We start from the raw sequence: 19265 nt of genomic DNA on the forward strand, positions 1-19265 counted from the left end.
AGGCGTGCGTGTTTCAACCCCTGAGCCAGGACTCAGAAGGGATAGGTCGGTGGCGTGTTTTTTACCGTGACCCACTGCCACTGGGTGTACTCGTCCCAGTCGGCCGGCCCGCCCACGTTGCCGCCATTGCCGGAGGCGCCGCGCCCGCCGAACGGGTTGATGCATTCGTCGGCCACGGTCTGGTCATTGATGTGCAGCAGGCCGCAGTCAAGCCGCTCGCCGATGGCCATGGCGCGGCCGACCGACGGCGAGATGATGGCGGCGCTGAGGCCGTACTCGCTGCGGTTGGCCAATTCGATGGCCTCCTCGTCCGTGGCAAAACTGACCACCGTGGCCACCGGCCCGAACACTTCCTCCTCGAACACGCGCATGCCAGGGCGCACGCCGCTGAGCACGGTGGGCTGGTAGAACAAGCGGTCGTATTCACCGCCTGCCTCCAGCCGCGCGCCGGCCTGCAGGCTGTCACTGACGATGGCATGCACGCGCTGCAATTGCCGTTCATTGATCAACGGACCCAGTGCGGCCTCGCCTCGGGCGGCATTGCCCACGGTCAGCGCGCGGGCCTTGTCCACCAGTTTGCGCGTGAGGCTGGCGGCGATGGACTCGTGGGCCAGAATCAAGCCGGTCGCCATGCAGATCTGCCCCTGGTGCAGCCACGCACCCCAGGCCGCATTGCTTGCGGCCAGGTCCAGGTCGGCGTCTTCAAGAATGATCAACGCGTTCTTGCCGCCCAGTTCCAGCGCGACTTTTTTCAGGTGCCGCCCGGCCACTTCGGCAACCTTGCGCCCCGCCGCCGTGGAGCCGGTGAAGGCGATCATGCGCACATTGGGGTCGCGGCACAGCGCTTCGCCCGCCGGCGCCGCACCTGGCAGCACGTGCAGCAAGCCTTTGGGCAGGCCCGCTTCTTCGAACAGCCGCGCGATGAGAAAACCGCCACTGACCGGGGTTTGCGGGTCGGGCTTGAGCACCACCGCATTGCCGGCGGCCAGGGCCGGCGCCACCGAGCGCATCGACAGCACCAAGGGGAAATTGAACGGTGAGATCACCCCCACCACGCCATGGGGCTGGCGCCGCGCATAGGACAACCGCCCGGCCTCACTGGGCAGTACCACCCCGTGGGGTTGGGACAACAGGCCCGCCGCCTGATGCAACAGCACTATCGCCTCGCGCACCTCGTGCTCGCCCTTGTACAGCGCACCGCCGGTTTCGCGGGCAACGTACAGCGCCAGTTCGGCGAACGACCGCTGCGCCACCTCGGCGGCCTTGCGAAACACCTCGGCGCGTTGCCGTGGGCCAAGCGCGGCCCAAGCTGGCTGAGCCAGGGCCGCGCTGCGAGAGGCGACGGCAACGTCGGCCGGGCTGGCCATGGCGCATTGCATCAGCGGTTCGCCGGTGGCCGGCTCAATCACCGGGAGCGCAGCCCCCGAGGCTTGGATCCAGTCGCCGTCGAACAGGCACTCGGACTCGATGGCCCGTTGCAACAGGTGGGTGGTTTCAAACACTGACATGGTGACTCCCGGTTCTTGTAATTGTCATCGTCTGCACAAGGGCAGACGCCGCCTCTAGCCTTGAGCAAGGGCTGTGCCGTTTAAAGGCCACGGCGCTGACATAACGCCTCGAAGGCTCTGCGTCGGGGCTTGCCGTTCACGGCTCAGGCACATGCGCAGGACCCTCTGCAAAAACCGCCTCGCTGCCACTTGTTCAATTGATAAGGTTATGTTTAATAACTATCTCAGCGGTTACTCATATCGATCACACGCTTTGCAGGGGCATAACAACAACGCCGTCCAGTTAAGCGCAGATTCCCTGTGGCGAGCAGGCTTGTCCTGCGTTGGGCTGCGCAGCAGCCCCAAACCAGGCGCTGAGCCGGATCAGGTACACCGCGTTTTGCTGGATTGGGGGCGCTTCGCACCCCAACGCGGAGCAAGCCCGCTCGCCACAATAAGCCAACACATTTTCCTTAACTGAACGGCATTAGGGCATAACAATGACTCATCCCTTCAGCGCACACCCCGACCTTCACGCGGCAACCACGCCTTTCCATCCGCGTGGCGACAGTCGCCAGCTCAGTGACAGCAGCTCGCCCACCCCGGCGGAGCTTGCCGACTGCCTGTTTTTTTCGCCCGAAGACGGGCGCATCTGGCTCAACGACCAGCGCATGGTGCTGCTGCACGGTTCGTCATTCGGCGCGCTGCGGGCAGAGATCATCGAGCGCCTGGGGCTGGAGCAGGCACGCGGCCTGTTCACCCGCACCGGCTTCGCCTCGGGCGCACGGGATGCGCGCCTGATCCGCGAGCGCTGGCCCCACGCCGATGCCGCCGCCGTGTTTCGCGCCGGCACCCACCTGCACACGCTGGAAGGCATGACCAAGGTCGAGCCCCTGCATTTCAAGTTCGACGCCGACTCCGGGTTCTACGAAGGCGAATTTCTCTGGCACCACTCATGCGAGGCCGATGAGCATGTGAATGCCTACGGCATCGGCCAAGACCCGGTGTGCTGGACCGAAACCGGCTACGCCATGGGGTTCGTCAGCGGGCTCTTCGGGCAGATGGTGATTTTTCGTGAGGTCGAATGCCGCGGCATGGGTCACGGCAGTTGCCGCGTAGTGGGCAAGACCGCTGCGCAATGGGGTGACGCCGAGCAGGACCTGCGCTACCTGAATGCGTCGCCGACGCCCGGCACTCCGCCGCTCGCACCCACGCCCGCCAGCCCCCCGGGCAGCACCGCCAGGGACACGCTGATTGGCGCCAGCGCCACCTTCAACGCCGCCACCCAAGCCCTGGCACGGGTCGCATCAACCCCGGCGACGGTGCTGATCAGCGGCGAATCCGGCGTGGGCAAAGAGATGTTCGCCCGCCAGTTGCACCAGCTCAGCCCACGCCGTGACGGCGCGTTCGTGGCGCTCAATTGCGCGGCCATCCCGGACAACCTGATCGAATCCGAACTGTTTGGTGTCGAGCGCGGCGCCTACACCGGCGCCACCCATTCACGCCCCGGACGGTTCGAACGCGCCCAAGGCGGCACGCTGTTCCTGGATGAGATCACCAGCCTCAGCCTGGCCGGGCAAAGCAAGCTGCTGCGCGCACTGCAGGAGCGGGAAATCGAACGGGTCGGCGGCGTGCGCGCTGTGCAGGTGGATGTGCGGGTGGTGGCGGCCACCAATATCGATCTGCGCAAAGCCGTCGCCGACGGCACGTTTCGCGAAGACCTGTTTTACCGGCTCAACGTCTACCCCATCGCGCTGCCGCCCCTGCGCGAACGCCGCGACGACATTCCGTTGCTGATCAACGCATTCCTCACGCGCTTCTGCCAGGACTATGGGCGCACGCCCGCCGGCCTGACCATGCGCGCGCTCAAGGTGCTGCTGCGCTACGACTTCGCCGGCAATGTGCGCGAGCTGCAAAACCTGATCGAACGCGGCCTGATCGCCAGCGACGAAGGCCAGGCCATCGACCTGGTGCACCTGTTTCGCAATGAACCCATGCCGGCGGACCCGTACAGTCTGGATGAACAAGGCAGCCTGTCGAATGCCGCAGCCGTGGTGCACCCTGCCCTGCTCGACACCCTTGGCCAACTGGACCAGGGCTTTTCCATCGACGGCCTTGAAGCGCGCCTGATCAATGAAGCGCTGCAACGCAACGCCGGCAATCTGGCCGCCGCCGCCAGGCTGGTGGGGCTGAGTCGCGCGCAATTTGCCTACCGGCTGAAGAAACACCAGCGGCAACCGGGCTGAGGCACGGGACCCGGCGATTGGCTTGGAGAAATCTTGAACGACCGAGTCACCGCCTGGATCACACCCTTCTTGAAGAACGTATTGAAGGAAGCCCGTGATGATCCAGCTGAACAGCTACACCACCGTGAAACGTCGCGAACGCGTGCCCCACGACATCTTCGCCACCTACTGGCGCGATGTGCACGGGCCGCTGTGCTCGCGCTTGCCGGGGCTCGGTTTGTACATCCAGCATCACTTCGACCGAAACCAGGATGCACACCTGTGGCCGCTGGCCGACGGTATCAGCGAGATCGAACACTACGAGCTGGACGGCGGGGTCGAGATTGGCTTCGCCAACGCTGATGACCAGAAGCTGTTCCAGGAGGCCGCCTCACTGCTGTTTTCCGACGAGCAAAACATGTTCGAGGAAACCCTCGCCTACGATCTGCCGCACGGCTCGCAAAAACGCGTCAATCGCTTGCACGACAGCACCTTCAACGGCGCGGACAGCGTCGACCGCCTGCATGTGCATGTCAGCCCGCGCGGCAGCCTCGCCGAACTGCACGACTACCTCACCCAGGAGCTGGCCGCCGTGCTCGGCAACGCCGATGAAGTGATGAAACTTACGCTGCACCTGACGTCGCGCTTCGACAATGACGGCATGCACCCGCCGGCGCCGAATGTCGCGCACCATGCCAGCCCCGCGCGGGAAGAACTGGCAATCATGGAAATTGCCTTCGCGAGCCCGCTGACGCGACGCGCATTCTTTGCCAGCGATACCTTCCAGCGCACCCTGGCGGGTCAGGCCCACCACATCGCCCAGCTCAAGGCCTTCGCGGTGTCCGGCCTCTACACCTACGTCAACGACAAAACGCTGACCACCGCCGGGCTGCGCGGCAGCAGGGCGGCGCAGTTGATCGAGTACCTGGGAGCCAACAACCAGCTCAACCCCGAGGTCGAGCAGTTGTTCCTGCGCGGTTGAACCCGCGCGGTCATTTGGCCGGACGCAGCAGTTGCATCTGCTGGCGGTAATCATCGGTCACCTGCCGTGCCTGGCTGCTGCTGGTGATTACCCGCGGCGTGATCAGCACGATCAACTCGGTGCGGTCCTTGGACTTGCTGGTGTTACCGAACAACCAGCGCAACCCGGGGATGCGGCCCAGATACGGCACGGCGCTGACGCTTTCGGCGTTGTCCTGTTTGATCAGGCCACCGAGCAACACGGTTTGTCCGCTTTGCACGGCCACCTGGGTGGACACCGAGCGCGTGGAAATACGCGGGTTGTTTTGCGAATCGTTGTTGGACGACTGGTCCTGGGCATCGCTGACTTGCTGCTGAATGTCCATGTACACAAGGCCCCCCGGATTGATGCGCGGCACCACGTCGAGGATCACCCCGGTCTGGACGTATTCGACACTGCTCAAGGTGGTGTCGGAGGTGCCGGTGTTGACCGTGGTCTGGCTGATGGGAATGTTGTCGCCCACCTGGATCTGCGCCGGCTGGTTGTTCATCACCACCAGCGACGGCGCCGACAGCACCTGGGTGCGGCCGTTGGTTTCCAGGGCGTGCAGCGCCACTTGCAGGTTGGTGCTGACGAACGAATAGAACAACGAATCCGCGCCCAGGCCAGCGCCGCCGCCACCCAATGCGCCCTGGCTGCCAGCGGCATTGGCCACGGTGGTGCTATTGGAATTACCCGCCAGGCGGCCCAGGTACCACTGCACGCCCAGGTCCAGTTCGCCGGTGAGCTTGACCTCCAGAATGCGCGTTTCGATCTGCACCTGCAGTGGCGGATTGTCGAGGCGCTTGATCGCCGATTCGATCTCTTTCCACTGCACCGGCCGCGTGCGCACCAGCAACTGGTTACTGCTTTTTTGCGCGGTGATGCGCGTGCCGGCGTCGAGGCTTTTGGCCGGTGCGCCTTGTTCTTCGCCAGAGCCCTGCTCGGCGCTCTCGCTGCCCTGATCGGCTTGCGCGTCGGGCTCCTGCTCCTCCTGCTCGGCAGAGGCGATCTGGTTATTGCCCATGCCGTTGCCGTTGCCATTGAGCCCACCGGGCATGCTGCCGGAGGTGCTGTTGGTGCCGGGCGATGACAAGGTTGCGGTGCGCAGACCGGGGGCCACCTTGGCCGGGGCGTCGTCCTTGATCGCGCCACTGCCGTAGATCTGCCGCAGGTATTTGGCCAGGTCAGTGGCCTTCATGTTGCGCACGTCGTAGACGTACATCTGCGGCTCGTTGCCGCCACCTTCGTCGATGGTGTGTATCCAGTCGCCGACTTCGCTGAGGTACTGCGGCTGGGACGAGATCGCGACCACCGAGTTGGTCCGCTCGATGGGCAAAAAGCGCACCATGCCCGCCAGGGGCATGCCGCTGTCGGGGCCGAACATCTTTTGCAGCTCGGGCATCAGCTCGGCCACGGACGCGCGTTGCAGGCCGAACACGCCCACCGACATGCCCTTGAGCCAGTCCACATCGAAGGTGTCGATGGTGTCCTGATAGTTGGCCAATTCCTCGGGCGTGCCGGCCAGACTCAGCACGTTGCGCGCCGGGTCCACCAGCAGGAATGCATTTTCCCGGGCGAACGGCTTGAGCAGTTTCTGCATCTCGGTGGCCGAGATATAGCGCAACGGAAACAGGCGCGCCGACAGGCCGCTGGACGGTTGCGACACACGCATCTGCGGCACCAGCTTGCCCGATACCGCCTGGTTGGCTGGCAGGATCACGTAGCGGTTGCCCTGCTTGATCATGGCGTTGTCGGTCCACGACAACAGGGTTTCGAGAATCGACAGCGCCTGCTGCTTGTTCACCGGCTTGGAGGTGGAAAAGCTGACGTTGCCCTTCACGCCCTGGGCGATGCTGTAGCTCTCGTGCAGCAGGTCGCCCATCACGCTGTTGATGACCGCCTCTATGGGCTGGTCGGCGAAGTTGAACACGATGTCACCGCCGGCCTCCTCCTTGCCGGCGCGGGACGCGGCCGGCTGACGCACGAACTGCTGATTACCGCGAATCAACTGGCGTTGCGGCGGCGTGTTCGCCTGGGGCTGGCTGCTGGTCGACGCCTGTTCACTGGCCGAGTCCACGGCCGGACGCTGCGAGCCGGTGCCCTGTAGCGCCTCATGCAGCAGGGACTCGTCAGGCGCAGGGTGCTTGGGGAATGACCCGCAGCCGCCAAGGGCAACGGCGGTGGCCAGGCAAAACACGGTGGTGCGCAAGGCGCCGGGGTAGGTATCGATCAAGGGGATGACTCGTGAGGAAGGGTAATCGGAGGTGTGCTGGACGGCGGTGGCAAACGCAGCGCCCGCAGGCTCAAGGTTTGCGTGCGGCCGTCAAGCACGAAACGGGCGGTACGGGCGTCGAGGTGCTCCAGCACCCAGCCATTGGGCAGGGTCTGGCCCTGGCGGACTTTCAGCGCAGGGCCGTCGGCACGCTTGAGCAGCGCCACGCGCAGGTCGCCGTCAAGCACGATGCCGGTCAGCGTCAGGCTCGACAGGCTGGACGTCTGGGCCTGGCCGACGGCGCGGTCGGGGCTGCGGTCGGGGCTGAACAAAGGCGCCTGCCAGGTGCCGGCCAGGCTGTCCAGAGTCGCGCTCGGCGCCACCAGCACAGTGGCCGAGGCGTTGGCCCGAGCATCCGGCGCGGGCGGTGGCAACCACTCTGGCGCATCGCCGAGGTTGCTGAGAATGCCGACCATCAGCACACCCAGCAGCGCGGCCACGCCGAGCAAACCCCACTCCAGGGGACGCAATGGATTGATCATCGGCGCACCTGCGCGGCAGCGGCCGGTTGCAGGTAGCCGCGCACCAGCAGGTGCACCACCAGTTTGCCGGCGGCGCCGCTGGCGGGCGCATTCGGGCTCCGGCGAATGCTCATTTCATCGACGAACAGAAACGGACGCTGATATTCCAGCTCATGCAGGATTGCCGTCAGCGGTTCAATCGCGCAATTAAGGGTCAGGCTGACCTTGACCTGGCGATACGGTTCGGCCTCGTCCTGCTCCGGGGTGATGGGCATGCGCTGGGTCAGGCTGCAGCCGCCGCCGACGCTGGCGCGGCTGTTGATCAGGTCGGCGAGGCGCTGCATCAGGTCCGCGGCCACCGCGCTGGGGTCGTCTCCCGGCAGCAGGCTGGTGCTGCTCGCCGGGTCCTGGCGCGCCTGCTCCAGCTGTTCGCGCAGGCTGTCGCGCTGGCGCAACACGCCGGCGTAACGCTGCTGCTGTTCGCGCAGTTGTTCGGCCTGCTCGCCCATGGCGCGCAGCGGCCCGGCGAACCAGCTGTCGATCAACAGCCAGTACGCCGCGCCGAGCACCAGCGCGAGGGCGATCAAGGCCGCGCCACGGCGTTCACGGGGTGTCAGTGGACGGCGCATCGGCAGCCTCCTGGTGCAGGTGGGCGCGCAAGGAAAACTGATCCTTGCCGGTTTGCGCATCGGGCTGAATCACCCCTTCGAACTGAGCATTTTCCAGGCTGCGGCAGGCCTTGATGCGGGTGATCAAGGCACTGGCCTTGGCGCTTTGCCCGGAGAACGAAACGTCGGCGCCGTCGTTGACTTCCAACTGGTCGATCCAGGTGTCGGACGGCAGGCACGCGGTGAGTTCATTGAGCAGCGCCGCCAGGGGCGGTTGCGCCATTTTGCGGCGGATCAGGTACTGCGCGGCACCACGGGTATTGAGCAATTGCTGACGCAGCGCCTGCACCTGCGCCACCTCGGCTTTTTGCTCGCGCACACTGTGGTGCATGGCATCGAGCACGCGCTGGCGGTCGTTGAGCCACAACAGCATGGCCGCGATCAGCAGGGCACCGCACAGCCACGGCAGGCTGCGCTGCAACCCCTTGCCGGCGGGGCGCTGGCGTGGACGCAGCGGCGCCGGCAGCAGATCGACACCCATCAACTGCACCGCGCCATCGTCCACATCCACGGCGTGGGGACGCAGACCGAGGGCGGCGCACTCTTCAAGAATCCGGTCCAGACGCTCGCGCAGGATCGCCACCAGCGTCACCTGCACATGGGTCGCCGTGCGGCGCTCCTGGCGCGCGACGAAGTACACGCTCGCCGCGTCGAACGGCGTAAAGCGGTCAAGTTCATAGCCGACCACCGTCGACAGGTTACGCGCGGCGGCCAGCGGCAACTGCAGGCTCTGGCGCAGCACCGCGTCGCTGCCCAGCAGCAGCACCTGGCGCGTATCACCCGCGAGTGTTTGCACCGGCGCGGTCAGCGGCCAGCGGTAAACCTGCTCGGCGGCATCTTGCACCAGCAGCCATGCCGGCACGCAGCCGCGCAGCTCCTTGAGCCACAGCCGCCAACCCTGTTGCAGGACGCTGCCGCGCCAGCGCCGCGTGACCGGTTCGGTCAGCACCTGCAGGCGGGGGGCCAGGTGTTCATTCATTCTTGCCAACGTAGGACTCGATAAGGTTGTGCGCTGCCTTGCGCGGGACTCAATAAAACCGTGACTTGCAACTGCGCGTGGTAACCGCCGGGACGTTGTGCGCGGCTGTCGATCACCAGCACATCACCGGCGTTGGCGCCCACCGCGCTTTGACGCGGCAGGTTCAGTGCCCGGCGCATCAACGCGCTGGCGAACGCCGGGTCGGGCCGGTCCAGCCCGCTCCACAGGCTGATCTCCGGCACCATTTCGCTATACAGCGCGCCGCTCATGCCCGGCAACTGGCGCAGCTCCTCGACCACGCGAAACGGCGCATGGCCCTGGTTGCGTCGCACCTCCAGAGCCCTGGCGAGCTGGTCGGCCTGGGCCTGGGTGGCGCCGCAGGCCAGGGCCAGGCGCGCAAAATCACCCACGTCGGCGCTGTTGAGGTAGAGCTTGCCGAGGTCGCTGCGAACGCTGACGCGCAACTGCGCATCATCGAACGTCAGTGGCACCTCACGGCCGTCGGCCACCCACTGCTTGCGCTGCGTCGGGTCAGCCAGGGCCTGCAGGGTCAATGCCACGCCCGCCTCCGCGGCCAGCAGCGCCTGGGTGTGCTGGCGATGCCAGGCGGCCTGGCGGGTCTGCAGTTGCACCCAGCCGGCCAGCCCGCCCAGCAGCAGACTGAGCAAGGCCAGCACCCACAGCACCAGTAACAGCGCGACACCGCGTTGCTGCCTGATCATTCCGGCGCTCCGCCCGACAGGTTCAGGCGCAGCGCAACCACCTGGGTGACCCACGGCACCGGCCCGTTCACCCGGGCGTCGATGCGCACCGCATACGGCAGGCGTTTGCTCCACGGCCACTCGCTGATCCAGCCGGTGGCCTGGCCCTTGGGCGACACGCCGCGATAGCTGAACTGCAAGTCCTCAACGCCTTTGAGCAGCACCTGCGGTTCGCCGCGCGAAGCCGGTACGCTGACCTGCGCCGCCGACTCGAACCGCGCGAACGCCACCTGCAATTCGCGCGCGGCCTCGGGGCCGCTCAGTTGCAGGGTAAAACGCTGGATGCCGCCGCCCAGCACACCGGGCAAGGTCGCGACAAACTGCATGCGTTGCGCCGTGCCGCTGAAAAAGCCGTCGGCCTGGCTGTCGTCCTCGGTCACGTCCAGCGGCAGCGCCTCGCTGATGGCGGTGCGCAAAAACTGCTGGGCGGCGCGCATTTCATCCAGGCTGACCGTGTAGCGCTGGGCCTTGAGCACCGCGCGATTGGCGCCGAGCAAGGCGCCGCCCACCAGGGTCAGCAACACGCCGAGCAGGCTGAGCACGATCATGATTTCAAGCAGGGTGAAGCCCTGCTGCCGGCGCGTCACAAACCGGCCCCGGCGGCGCGCAGTTTCAAGGTGCTGAAGTGCGCCTGATGCGTGCCTTCGCTGACACTCAGGTCGAGGCGAAACAGATGGGGCTGGCCCGTGCGGGTCGGTTGCTGGGCGATGTTCAGTTGCCAATGGATGCCATCGAACTCGCCCTGGCGCACCTCGCTGGCCAACGGCCCCATGGTTTCCTCGTCCAGCACGCTCTGCGCCGCGAGGGTCAGGCGATCACTGTGATTGACCTGCAACAACGAGCGCGCGCTCTGGCCGAAAGCGACCAGCAACACTGTGCTGCAGATGGCCATGAGCGTCAGCGCGGCGAGCATTTCCAGCAGGGTAAAACCGCGCTGTCGCTTCATGGCAAGGCCCTGGACTGCACGCTGCCGGTCAGCCAGCCAATGTCGATGCGCCAGCGCCGCGTACCGTTGGCCAACAGCAGGTTGCCACCGGTGGAACTGCCGTCTGGGTAGAACTCCACGGTGGAACCTGCCTGTTCGGCGGTGTGCAGGGTGACCTGCAGAGCGGCCGGCCAGTATTTTGTCGGCCGTCCTGGCGCGGCAAAGCTCAGCCTGCGCAGGTCGAACACGGTGTGTTGCGCGGTGCCGCTGACGATTGCCCGCGCCCGCGTGCTGCGCAGCGCTTCGACCATCTGCCCCACCACCTGACGTTCTTTCGCCGCGCGCAGGCCTTGTTGCAGGCCAAACCCCACCAGGCCGGCCGCGATGCTGATCAGCACGATCACCACCAGCATTTCGAGCAAGGTAAAGCCGCGTTGGAGGTTGGGCATGGGCGCAGGTTTATTCCCAGTTGCCCAGGTCGGCGCTGTAGCCTTCGCCGCCGGGCTGGCCGTCCTGACCGTAGAAAATCAGGTCGAACGCGCCGTGCTCGCCGGGGAAGCAATAGCCAAAGGCATGGCCGAACGGGTCCTTGAGGTCCGACTGCTTGGCGTACGGGCCGGCCCAACCGGCGGTGTTGCCCGGTTTTTCGACCAGTTGCTGCAGGGATTTGGGCGGCGAGCCGACGTCCAGCCCGTAGCTTTCGATCTTCATGCCCAGGCTGGCCAACTGCGCCTTGCCGGCGCCGTACTTGCCCTTGTCGACGTTACCGCCGACCTGGCGCACCACGATGGTGGCGACGATGCCCAGCAGCACGATCACTGCGAGCATTTCCAGCAGGGTAAAACCGCCCTGGCGGCGGGCAGGCTTGAATCGGGTGTGACGCATGGGTTGCTTCCTCAAGGGTTCATATATTGCTGGTCAGGCTCATCAACGGCAGCATGATCGCCAGCATGATCACCGCCACCAGCACCGCCATGACCACGGTCAGGGACGGCACCAGGGCGGCCAGCAGGCGGTCGATGCCGCGTTTGGCCTCCACGTCGAACACGTCGGCGACCTTGAGCAGCATGCTGTCGAGTTCGCCGGCCTGTTCGCCGACTTCAATCATTTGCAGAGCCAGGTCCGGCAGCAGCGGTTGCGCGCCAAAGGCGCTGGCCAGGGTGCCGCCGCCCTTGACCGAGTCGGCGGCGTCGGCGACCTGCGCCTGCAGCGCGCGGTTGGTGCAGACCTGCCGCGCGATTACCAGCGCTTGCAGCAGCGCCACGCCATTGCTGAGCAAGGTGCCCAGGGTGCGCGTCAAGCGGGCCGCCTCGACGCGTTGCAGCAGCGGGCCGATCACGCGGATGCCGAGCAGGCGCCGGTCATAACGTTCACGCCGCTGCGGGTCGCGCAGGCGCGCGGCCAGCGTCCAGCAGATCACGATCAGGCCGGCCAGCACGGCCAGCCCGTAAGCGCCAAGAAACTGCCCGAGGCCCAGGATCACTTCGGTGATCAACGGGATCGGCACGCCCAGGTCCTTGAAGATCGGCACGAACTGCGGCACCACGTACGCCAGCAGAAGGGCCAGCGAACCGAGCACGCCGACCACCAGAAACGCGGGGTAGATCAGCGCGTTGATGACCTCCCCTCTTAACAGCTGGCTGCGTTCCAGGTAATCACTGAGCTGGCGCAGGGTGTTCTCCAGGGCGCCACCGGCCTCGCCGGCGCGCACCATGCTCAGGTACAGCGGCGAGAACTGGCTGCCCTCCTCCTCCAGCGCCTTGGATAACGGCTGGCCGGCCTTGACGTGTTCGCGAATGCGCTCGATCAGCGCGCGGGTCTGCGGCTGTCCGGGCTGTTTGAGCAGAATGCCCAGGGAGCGTTCCAGGGGTTGGCCGGCACCCAGCAAGGTTGCCAGTTGCTGGGTGAAGCTGACCAGCGCCGCGCCGTTCAATTGGCCACGGCCGAAGGCCTTGCGCAGGCCCTGGGCGCCGGCCACATCGATGTGCAGCAACAGCAGGCCGCGCTTGTGCAGCGCGGCGACGGCGGCGTCCTGGTCCCGGGCTTCGAGGGTGCCGTTTTGCGGCTGGCCCTGGCTGTCGAGGGCGCGGTATTTGAACAGGCTCACGCGCCGTCTCCACGGGTGACCCGCAGCACTTCTTCCAGCGAGGTGACACCCGCCACGGCCTGGCGCAGGCCCTCTTCGTGCAAGGTGCGCAGGCCACCACGGCGGGCGGCCTGTTCGAGGGTGGCGGCGTCGGCCTGGCGCATCAGCAGGCTACGCAGTTCGTCGTTCATCACCAGCAATTCGGTGATTGCGCTGCGCCCGTGATAGCCACCGCCCGGCGCGTCGGCGCGGGGTCGGTAAAGCAGAATCGGACGCTGCTCGGTGAAGCGATCGAGGCCGTGTTCGGCGATCAGTTCCGGCGGCGCTTCGAAGGCTTCACGGGTGGCCGGGTCGAGACGGCGCACCAGGCGCTGGGCGAGGATGCCGTTGACCGTCGAGGCGATCAGGTAGCTTTCGACGCCCATGTCCAACAGGCGCGTGATACTCGCCGCGGCGCTGTTGGTGTGCAGGGTCGAGAGCACCAGGTGGCCGGTCAGCGAAGACTGGATGGCGATGCGGCAGGTTTCGAGGTCGCGGATTTCACCGATCATGATCACGTCCGGGTCCTGCCGCACGATGGAGCGCAGCGCGCCGGCAAAGTCCAGGCCGATGGCCGGCTTGACCTGGATCTGGTTGATGCCTTCGAGCTGGTATTCCACCGGGTCTTCAACGGTGATGATCTTGCGCTCGGCGGTATTGAGCCGCGACAGCGCGGTGTACAGCGTGGTGGTCTTGCCCGAGCCGGTGGGGCCGGTGACCAGCAGGATGCCGTGGGGCCGTTCCAGCACTTCAAGGAAGGTTTCCAGGCGCTGGCCGTCGAAGCCCAGGCTCTGGAAATCGAACTGCACGGTCTGCCGATCGAGCAGGCGCATCACCACCGATTCGCCAAAACTGGTGGGTACGGTGGACACCCGCAAGTCGAGCTCCTTGCCCTGGATGCGCAGCATGATGCGGCCATCCTGGGGCAGGCGCCGCTCGGCGATGTCCAGGCGCGCCATGATCTTTACCCGCGAAATCACCGCCGCCGATGAGCTCGATGGCGGCGCTTCGGCTTCGTGCAGCACGCCATCGATGCGGTAGCGCACCTTGAGCTGGTTTTCAAAGGGTTCGATATGGATGTCGGAGGCGCGATGTTCCACCGCGCGCTGCAGGATCAGATTGACCAGGCGAATCACCGGCGCTTCGGAGGCCATGTCCTTGAGGTGTTCGATGTCTTCCAGCGTGCCGCCCTGCTCGTCGAGGTTTTCGATCAGGGTGCCCATGGCCGAGCGGCCCTGGCCGTAGTACCGCTCGATCAGGGTTTCGACCTCATTGCGTGGGCCCACCGCCAGCCACACCGGTACGCCGCAGGCATAAGCCATGGCCTGGAACGGATAGACCTGGGCGGGGTTGGCGGCCAGCACGCGCAAACCGCCCTGGCTCCAGCCCACGGGCACCACCTGGTAATGGCGCATGAAGCGCTCGGTCAGTACCGGCAAGGGATCGAGCAACGGCGGTGCGGCATCGGCCAGTACCAACGGTGCGCCGAGCAGGTCGGCCCAGGCGCGGGCCAGCTCCAGTTCCGAGACCAGCCCCAGGCGAGTGAGCAGGCCCAGCAATTCGGTGTCGTCGGATTCCTGTGACAGGCGCCGGGCGCGCTCCAGGTCAACGGTTTTCAACCCGGCCTGTCGCATCAGCCACGCGCATACCTGATCGGTATCCGGGATGTGCATCTGGCAGGCATTGAGGGGTGTTGACGGGCTGGGCATGGGCGACTGTCTGAGAGGAGTAGTTTGCAGGAGCCAGGGGGGCGCTCCTGCAAAGGGTTGTGCTTAGTTGGACGTTTTCGACGTGCCCGAGCTGTTCTGCGGACGACCGCCCTTGGTGGTTTCTGCCTTCTGTTTTTTGGCTGCCTTGGCGTCGTGGGCCTGGGTCAGCACGGTGGAATCGGTGGCGCCGGACGTGGCGTCGGCATCGGTGGATTCAGCGGCCATGGCTGCGCCACTCAGTGCAACGCCCAGCACAACACCGGCACTCAACAGGGAAATCTTCATCAACTTTCTCCAGATCAACAACAGATCGACAACAGCGATTAGCTCGAGTGGCGTCTTGAACTCGCTCAAGACCCTACACCAAAGCCGTGTATATGACAGCCTGTTTAGGGCATGGCCTTTTAGAACTATCCGGCAGAGCCACTAGTTCGCCACCCCGGCTGACATTTTCTTAAACCAATCGACCAGTAGGTTTAATATTGGTTCCCAAACGTAATGAAATATTTCTTATTTCGCGCAAAAAATAGCTTTTGTTTGACTTATTACCGCAAGAATTGCCTTAATTATCGGGTTTTTGCGATTCAAAATGCCATCGCATGATATCGCATAGACATTACTTACAAGAATAACTCACACATTTTTAACACTCTTAAAACAGTGAAATTCGCCAAGTAATTGCAATTAGCCATCGGCTAAAAATTGCGTTCATGGCCAACTATTGCCTGTAAAAAAGTGACGAGCGTGTGCGCTGGAACACACTTGTTGCAGCGCCATGTTCAATAAAACAGTAACTGGAGAGCCCCATGAGTAAACGCAAGATGATCGGTGCGCAGTCGGCTTTTGCCCTGCTGGCATTGGCGGTATCCCAGGTGCACGCGGCGACCAACCCGGCACTGGATGAAGGTCGCGTGAACCGCGCGGAAAAGGCAGCGGATAAAACCCTGGCCAAGATGACCATGGAAGAAAAACTCGCCTACATCGGCGGCACCGGTGGCTGGGACGTCAAGCCGCTGAGCCAGTACGGTATCCCACAGATTCACGGCGCTGATGGCGGCGTGGGCGTGCGCTACACCAGCGAGGGTAATGCCCAGGGCGTGGTGTACCCCTCCGGCCCGAACCTGGCGGCCAGCTGGAACCCGCGCCGCGCCATCGACGTGGGTCGTGCCCTGGGCTACGACACCGCCAGCGGTGGTTACCAGTTCGTCACCGGCCCCGGCATGAACCTGTACCGCATGCCCTACAGCGGCCGTGCTTTCGAATACCTGTCCGGTGAAGACCCGTTCCTCGGCGCCAGCCTGGGCCCGGCACTGATCAACGGCATCCAGTCACGTGGGGTGTGGGCCAACGCCAAGCACTACGCGGCCAACGACCAGGAAAGCAACCGCTTCCACCTCAACGAAACCATCAGCGAGCGCGTGCTGCGCGAGATGACCCTGCCGCCCTTCGAGTCCGCTTCGAAGAACAGCAAGGTGGCGATGATGATGTGTGCATTCCAGAAGGTGAACGGCGAATTCGCCTGTGAAAACTCGCACCTGATCCACGACATCCTGAAAACCGAATGGGGCTATCCAGGCTTCGTCCAGAGCGACTACAACGCCGTGGTCAACGGCCTGCCCGCCGCGCAGGCCGGCACCGACCTGGACATGATGGGCTACCAGATGAACAGCACGGTGCTCAAACCGTTTCTGGACAGTGGCGAGCTAAGCAGCGCAACCATCGATGACAAGGTGCGCCGCATCCTCAAGCAGATTTACCTGTACAAGTTCGACAGCAAGGCGCCGTTGACCAGCCACAACATGAACAGCGCCACCAGCAACCGCGTGGCGCTGAACGCCGCGCGCGAAGGTATCGTGCTGCTGAAAAACCAGAACAACCTGCTGCCGCTGGATGCGAAAAAGGTCAAGACCATTGCCGTGGTGGGCAACCTGGCCAAGTACGCACCGCCGACCGGTTTCGGCAGCGCGAACGTGATGGCCGCCAACTACGTCAGCGAGCTGAGCGGCCTGCAGCAACTGGCGCCGGGCGCCAAGGTCGAGTTCATCGACGGCCTGTCCCTGGACCCGACCACCTCGAACTGGACTCACCAGGACGGCAACGGCAACAGCGTCAAAGGCGTGAAGACCGAATTCTTCAGCAACACCAACTGGTCCGGCGACCCGGCGGCCAGCCGTACCGACCAGCACGTTGACCTGGACTGGTCGACCGACAGCCTGCCGGTGAACGGCGACACGGCGGCCACGTCGATCCGCTACAGCGGCCAGATCACCCCGACCGTCAGCGGCGAACAGGTGTTCAAGGTCCGCGCCGACGGTGCGGTGCGCCTCTACGTCAACGGCAAGAAAGTGCTCGACAACGGCGACGGCAAGCCGCTGCCGAACAACAGCATCCCGCCGACCATTCCCGTGTTCGCCAAAGTCAACCTGGAAGCCGGCAAGCCGGTGGACATCAAGCTTGAATACTCGCGCCGTAACGGCTACCTCTCGACCATGGGCGGCCTGGTAGGCGTGCAGATGAGCTGGGCGTCGCTGGTTGCTCCGCAGGATCTGGCCAAGTACGACGCCGTGCTGGTAGCGGCCGGCAACAGCAGCGAATACGAAGGCGAAGGCTTCGACCACAGCTTCGACTTGCCGGAGTTCCAGGGCCAACTGATCCAGAGCATCGCCAAGGTCAACCCGAACACCGTGGTGACGCTGCACGGCGGCACCGGGCTGAAAATGAGCGACTGGATCGATCAGGTGCCGGCCGCGTTGCACGCGTTCTACCCTGGGCAGAACGGCGGTCAGGCCCTGGCGGAAATCCTGCTGGGCAAGGTCAATCCGTCGGCCAAGCTGCCGATCAGTATTGAACGCAACATCGAAGACAACCCGATCTACGCGACCTTCCCCAAGTTCGACAACCAGGAAACCCTGGCCGAGATGAGCTACAAGGATGACCTGTTCGTCGGCTATCGCGGTTACGAGAAAAAAGGCATCAAGCCGCTCTACCCGTTCGGTTATGGCCTGTCCTACACCACCTTCGGTTACAGCAACATCAGCGTGACCCCCGGGGTCGCGGTGGCCGGCGCACCGATCAAGGTGTCGTTCGACCTGTCCAACACCGGCAAGGTCGCCGGTGCCGAGGTGGCCGAGCTGTATGTGGGGCAGAACAACCCCAAGGTTGAACGTGCGCCCAAAGAGCTCAAGGGCTACAAGAAAGTGTTCCTCAAGCCGGGCGAAAGCAAGCGCGTGACCATCGAGCTGAACGATCGCTCGCTTGCCTACTTTGACGAGGCCAGCAAGCAGTGGGTGGTGGATGCCGACAGCTTCAACCTGTCGGTGGGTGGGTCGTCCCAGGACATCCGCCTGAACGCCAAACTGGTCAACTCGTTCCGCCAGGAACTGTCGACCACCAGCAGCAACCCATTGCCACGTTCGGCGCTCAATTCGACGCTGCGTGAAGCGCCAAAGGTGAAGACCGGCGGCGTGCTCAAGCAGAACGAAAATGCCGACAGCGACACCAGCGAAGGTGATGGCTACGACATGTCCGATGACAGCAGCCAGGGCAGCGCAGCCGGCAATTGATCGGTTGATTCAGGGATAGATCACGGTTCAGGGACGAACCCTGATGGCTGCATCGACCCGCGCGATGTAAGTATCAAACCGCGCCACCAGGTCCACCTGCTCGGGAAAGCGCAGCCACTGGATCTGCAGGCCGTCCATCATGGCCAGGATTTCTTCGGTCAGCCCGGCAAGGTCCACATCCCCGCGCACCTCCCCCATCGCCACCAGATCAGCAAACTGCCCATGCAGGCGTTGTTGAATGCCCGCATAGCGCTCCTGGAACCAGGTCCAGGCGGGTTGCGTGTCGAGCAGATTTTCCGCATTCAAAATCGTGAACGCCCGCACCACGCCTGGCGCACTGGCGTTGGAGCGATTGATCGCGCGCAGGCTGCCAAGCAACCCGGACAGCGATTTCTCCGCCCGCACCTCGTCGGCAATCCGTTGATTCACCTCGTCGCGGCGCTGCAGCACGCCCATCAACAGGGAAATCTTGCTGGGAAAGTGATGCAGCAGGCCGGCCACCGAGATGCCGGCAATCGCCGCCACCCGGGCCACGGAAGCGCCGCTGTAGCCGTCCAGGGAAAACACCTGCAAGGCTGCGTCGAGCAGCTCTTCGCGGCGTTTTTCACCTTTGGGCGCGCGGCGGGTCTTGGGTGCAGGCTTGATCATGGGGACGTCCTTGTGGGCAGGCGTGCACCGTATCCAAATTGCGGGCGGGTCGCAAATAAAGCGCGAGGTGCCGAAACGCGTGCGCAATTAACGGGGTGCGATTCAAGTCTCAGCATTCGATCCTGGCCAGGTTGCCTTTGCAATACGCATGAAATTATTGCCGTAGATCGCTTGGATATCCGCATCCGAATAATTACCGAAACCATCTGGAGGCGTGCTATTGCATTGCTGGAGAAGGTGAAGTCGAAGACATGCAAGGCAACGTATTTCCGATCCGCCTGGGGATGTCTATGTGCTTGATCAGCATGGTCGGCATTTCTTGCGCGCAGGCAAGGGACAGGACCTAATTCTGGTTAGCGTCTTCAATCCGCCACTGCGTGGTGATGAGAGACATAATCTCAATGACCGCTCGGGATCGGCTTACTGATGTTTCTTCTGA

17 protein-coding genes and 1 pseudogene are annotated in these 19265 nt (G+C 64.3%); 4 read left to right on the plus strand and 14 right to left on the minus strand.

Annotated elements, in window-relative coordinates:
* Nucleotides 1-32 precede the first annotated feature (32 nt).
* On the minus strand, nt 33-1508 hold the full coding sequence (locus TU75_RS13580) for a benzaldehyde dehydrogenase (RefSeq protein ID WP_060549222.1): 1476 nt from the start codon (nt 1506-1508) through the stop codon (nt 33-35).
* Between the two features lie 479 nt (nt 1509-1987).
* Between TU75_RS13580 and TU75_RS13585 the strand changes: the two genes are divergently transcribed.
* Together TU75_RS13585 and TU75_RS13590 are read left to right on the plus strand one after the other, a co-directional pair.
* Nucleotides 1988-3733, plus strand: coding sequence for a sigma-54-dependent Fis family transcriptional regulator (locus TU75_RS13585; RefSeq protein WP_060549223.1), 1746 nt, complete (start codon nt 1988-1990; stop codon nt 3731-3733).
* Between the two features lie 97 nt (nt 3734-3830).
* Entirely contained in the window at nt 3831-4694 is an 864-nt protein-coding gene (locus TU75_RS13590) for an EthD domain-containing protein (RefSeq protein WP_060549224.1), read from the plus strand.
* 10 nt (nt 4695-4704) lie between these two features.
* On the opposite strand, the gene gspD is transcribed toward TU75_RS13590, so the two are convergent.
* The 12 genes from gspD to TU75_RS13650 all read right to left on the minus strand — a co-directional run bounded on the left by gspD (nt 4705) and on the right by TU75_RS13650 (nt 14900).
* Nucleotides 4705-6948, minus strand: coding sequence for a type II secretion system secretin GspD (gene gspD / locus TU75_RS13595; RefSeq protein WP_060549225.1), 2244 nt, complete (start codon nt 6946-6948; stop codon nt 4705-4707).
* Nucleotides 6945-7469 carry a general secretion pathway protein GspN gene (locus TU75_RS13600; RefSeq protein ID WP_015371686.1) on the minus strand — a complete coding sequence of 175 codons (525 nt, stop codon included), beginning with the start codon at nt 7467-7469 and terminating at the stop codon, nt 6945-6947. Before TU75_RS13600 ends, gspD begins: the two co-directional genes overlap by 4 nt.
* Entirely contained in the window at nt 7466-8077 is a 612-nt protein-coding gene (gene gspM / locus TU75_RS13605; RefSeq protein ID WP_003231953.1) for a type II secretion system protein GspM, read from the minus strand. Before gspM ends, TU75_RS13600 begins: the two co-directional genes overlap by 4 nt.
* Nucleotides 8052-9095, minus strand: a complete 1044-nt coding sequence (locus tag TU75_RS13610) for a PilN domain-containing protein (protein WP_060549226.1) — start codon at nt 9093-9095, stop codon at nt 8052-8054. The genes gspM and TU75_RS13610 overlap by 26 nt, the downstream gene beginning before the upstream one ends.
* Nucleotides 9092-9817, minus strand: coding sequence for a general secretion pathway protein GspK (locus TU75_RS13615; protein ID WP_060549227.1), 726 nt, complete (start codon nt 9815-9817; stop codon nt 9092-9094). Before TU75_RS13615 ends, TU75_RS13610 begins: the two co-directional genes overlap by 4 nt.
* Nucleotides 9814-10443 carry a prepilin-type N-terminal cleavage/methylation domain-containing protein gene (locus TU75_RS13620; RefSeq protein ID WP_015371682.1) on the minus strand — a complete coding sequence of 210 codons (630 nt, stop codon included), beginning with the start codon at nt 10441-10443 and terminating at the stop codon, nt 9814-9816. Before TU75_RS13620 ends, TU75_RS13615 begins: the two co-directional genes overlap by 4 nt.
* Nucleotides 10440-10802, minus strand: a complete 363-nt coding sequence (locus TU75_RS13625; protein WP_003231961.1) for a prepilin-type N-terminal cleavage/methylation domain-containing protein — start codon at nt 10800-10802, stop codon at nt 10440-10442. Before TU75_RS13625 ends, TU75_RS13620 begins: the two co-directional genes overlap by 4 nt.
* Nucleotides 10799-11230 carry a prepilin-type N-terminal cleavage/methylation domain-containing protein gene (locus TU75_RS13630; RefSeq protein WP_015371680.1) on the minus strand — a complete coding sequence of 144 codons (432 nt, stop codon included), beginning with the start codon at nt 11228-11230 and terminating at the stop codon, nt 10799-10801. Before TU75_RS13630 ends, TU75_RS13625 begins: the two co-directional genes overlap by 4 nt.
* A gap of 10 nt (nt 11231-11240) precedes the next feature.
* Entirely contained in the window at nt 11241-11666 is a 426-nt protein-coding gene (gspG, locus tag TU75_RS13635; protein WP_060549228.1) for a type II secretion system major pseudopilin GspG, read from the minus strand.
* A 19-nt stretch (nt 11667-11685) separates the two neighbouring features.
* Nucleotides 11686-12888 (minus strand): type II secretion system inner membrane protein GspF, encoded by a 1203-nt coding sequence (gspF, locus tag TU75_RS13640; protein WP_003231967.1) that lies wholly within the window; start codon nt 12886-12888, stop codon nt 11686-11688.
* The gene (gene gspE, locus TU75_RS13645; protein WP_060549229.1) at nt 12885-14615 is read right to left on the minus strand and encodes a type II secretion system ATPase GspE; all 1731 of its coding nucleotides are present in this window, start codon (nt 14613-14615) and stop codon (nt 12885-12887) included. Before gspE ends, gspF begins: the two co-directional genes overlap by 4 nt.
* A 63-nt stretch (nt 14616-14678) precedes the next feature.
* A complete protein-coding gene (locus tag TU75_RS13650; RefSeq protein WP_003231971.1) occupies nt 14679-14900 on the minus strand; it encodes a hypothetical protein in 222 nt (73 codons plus the stop codon).
* 521 nt (nt 14901-15421) lie between these two features.
* On the opposite strand from TU75_RS13650, the gene TU75_RS13655 reads away from it, so the two are divergent.
* Nucleotides 15422-18178, plus strand: a complete 2757-nt coding sequence (locus TU75_RS13655) for a beta-glucosidase (RefSeq protein WP_060549230.1) — start codon at nt 15422-15424, stop codon at nt 18176-18178.
* Nucleotides 18179-18205: 27 nt separating this feature from the next.
* Here TU75_RS13655 and TU75_RS13660 read toward each other — a convergent pair whose 3' ends face one another.
* Nucleotides 18206-18826 carry a TetR/AcrR family transcriptional regulator gene (locus TU75_RS13660; protein WP_015371677.1) on the minus strand — a complete coding sequence of 207 codons (621 nt, stop codon included), beginning with the start codon at nt 18824-18826 and terminating at the stop codon, nt 18206-18208.
* A 224-nt stretch (nt 18827-19050) separates the two neighbouring features.
* On the opposite strand from TU75_RS13660, the pseudogene TU75_RS26575 reads away from it, so the two are divergent.
* Nucleotides 19051-19253, plus strand: a pseudogene (locus tag TU75_RS26575) (ectoine synthase).
* The last annotated feature ends 12 nt before the right edge of the window (nt 19254-19265 follow it).

The organism is Pseudomonas poae, assembly GCF_001439785.1.
Taxonomy (GTDB): Bacteria; Pseudomonadota; Gammaproteobacteria; order Pseudomonadales; family Pseudomonadaceae; genus Aquipseudomonas; species Aquipseudomonas poae.

Coding starts and splice junctions, on each gene's coding strand:
- gspM (WP_003231953.1), bottom strand. CDS start 8,077: ATGCGCCGTCCACTGACACCCCGTGAACGCCGTGGCGCGGCCTTGATC.
- TU75_RS13615 (WP_060549227.1), bottom strand. CDS start 9,817: ATGATCAGGCAGCAACGCGGTGTCGCGCTGTTACTGGTGCTGTGGGTG.
- TU75_RS13650 (WP_003231971.1), bottom strand. CDS start 14,900: ATGAAGATTTCCCTGTTGAGTGCCGGTGTTGTGCTGGGCGTTGCACTG.
- TU75_RS13590 (WP_060549224.1), top strand. CDS start 3,831: ATGATCCAGCTGAACAGCTACACCACCGTGAAACGTCGCGAACGCGTG.
- TU75_RS13600 (WP_015371686.1), bottom strand. CDS start 7,469: ATGATCAATCCATTGCGTCCCCTGGAGTGGGGTTTGCTCGGCGTGGCC.
- TU75_RS13655 (WP_060549230.1), top strand. CDS start 15,422: ATGAGTAAACGCAAGATGATCGGTGCGCAGTCGGCTTTTGCCCTGCTG.
- gspE (WP_060549229.1), bottom strand. CDS start 14,615: ATGCCCAGCCCGTCAACACCCCTCAATGCCTGCCAGATGCACATCCCG.
- TU75_RS13585 (WP_060549223.1), top strand. CDS start 1,988: ATGACTCATCCCTTCAGCGCACACCCCGACCTTCACGCGGCAACCACG.
- TU75_RS13625 (WP_003231961.1), bottom strand. CDS start 10,802: ATGAAGCGACAGCGCGGTTTTACCCTGCTGGAAATGCTCGCCGCGCTG.
- TU75_RS13660 (WP_015371677.1), bottom strand. CDS start 18,826: ATGATCAAGCCTGCACCCAAGACCCGCCGCGCGCCCAAAGGTGAAAAA.
- gspG (WP_060549228.1), bottom strand. CDS start 11,666: ATGCGTCACACCCGATTCAAGCCTGCCCGCCGCCAGGGCGGTTTTACC.
- TU75_RS13580 (WP_060549222.1), bottom strand. CDS start 1,508: ATGTCAGTGTTTGAAACCACCCACCTGTTGCAACGGGCCATCGAGTCC.
- TU75_RS13610 (WP_060549226.1), bottom strand. CDS start 9,095: ATGAATGAACACCTGGCCCCCCGCCTGCAGGTGCTGACCGAACCGGTC.
- TU75_RS13630 (WP_015371680.1), bottom strand. CDS start 11,230: ATGCCCAACCTCCAACGCGGCTTTACCTTGCTCGAAATGCTGGTGGTG.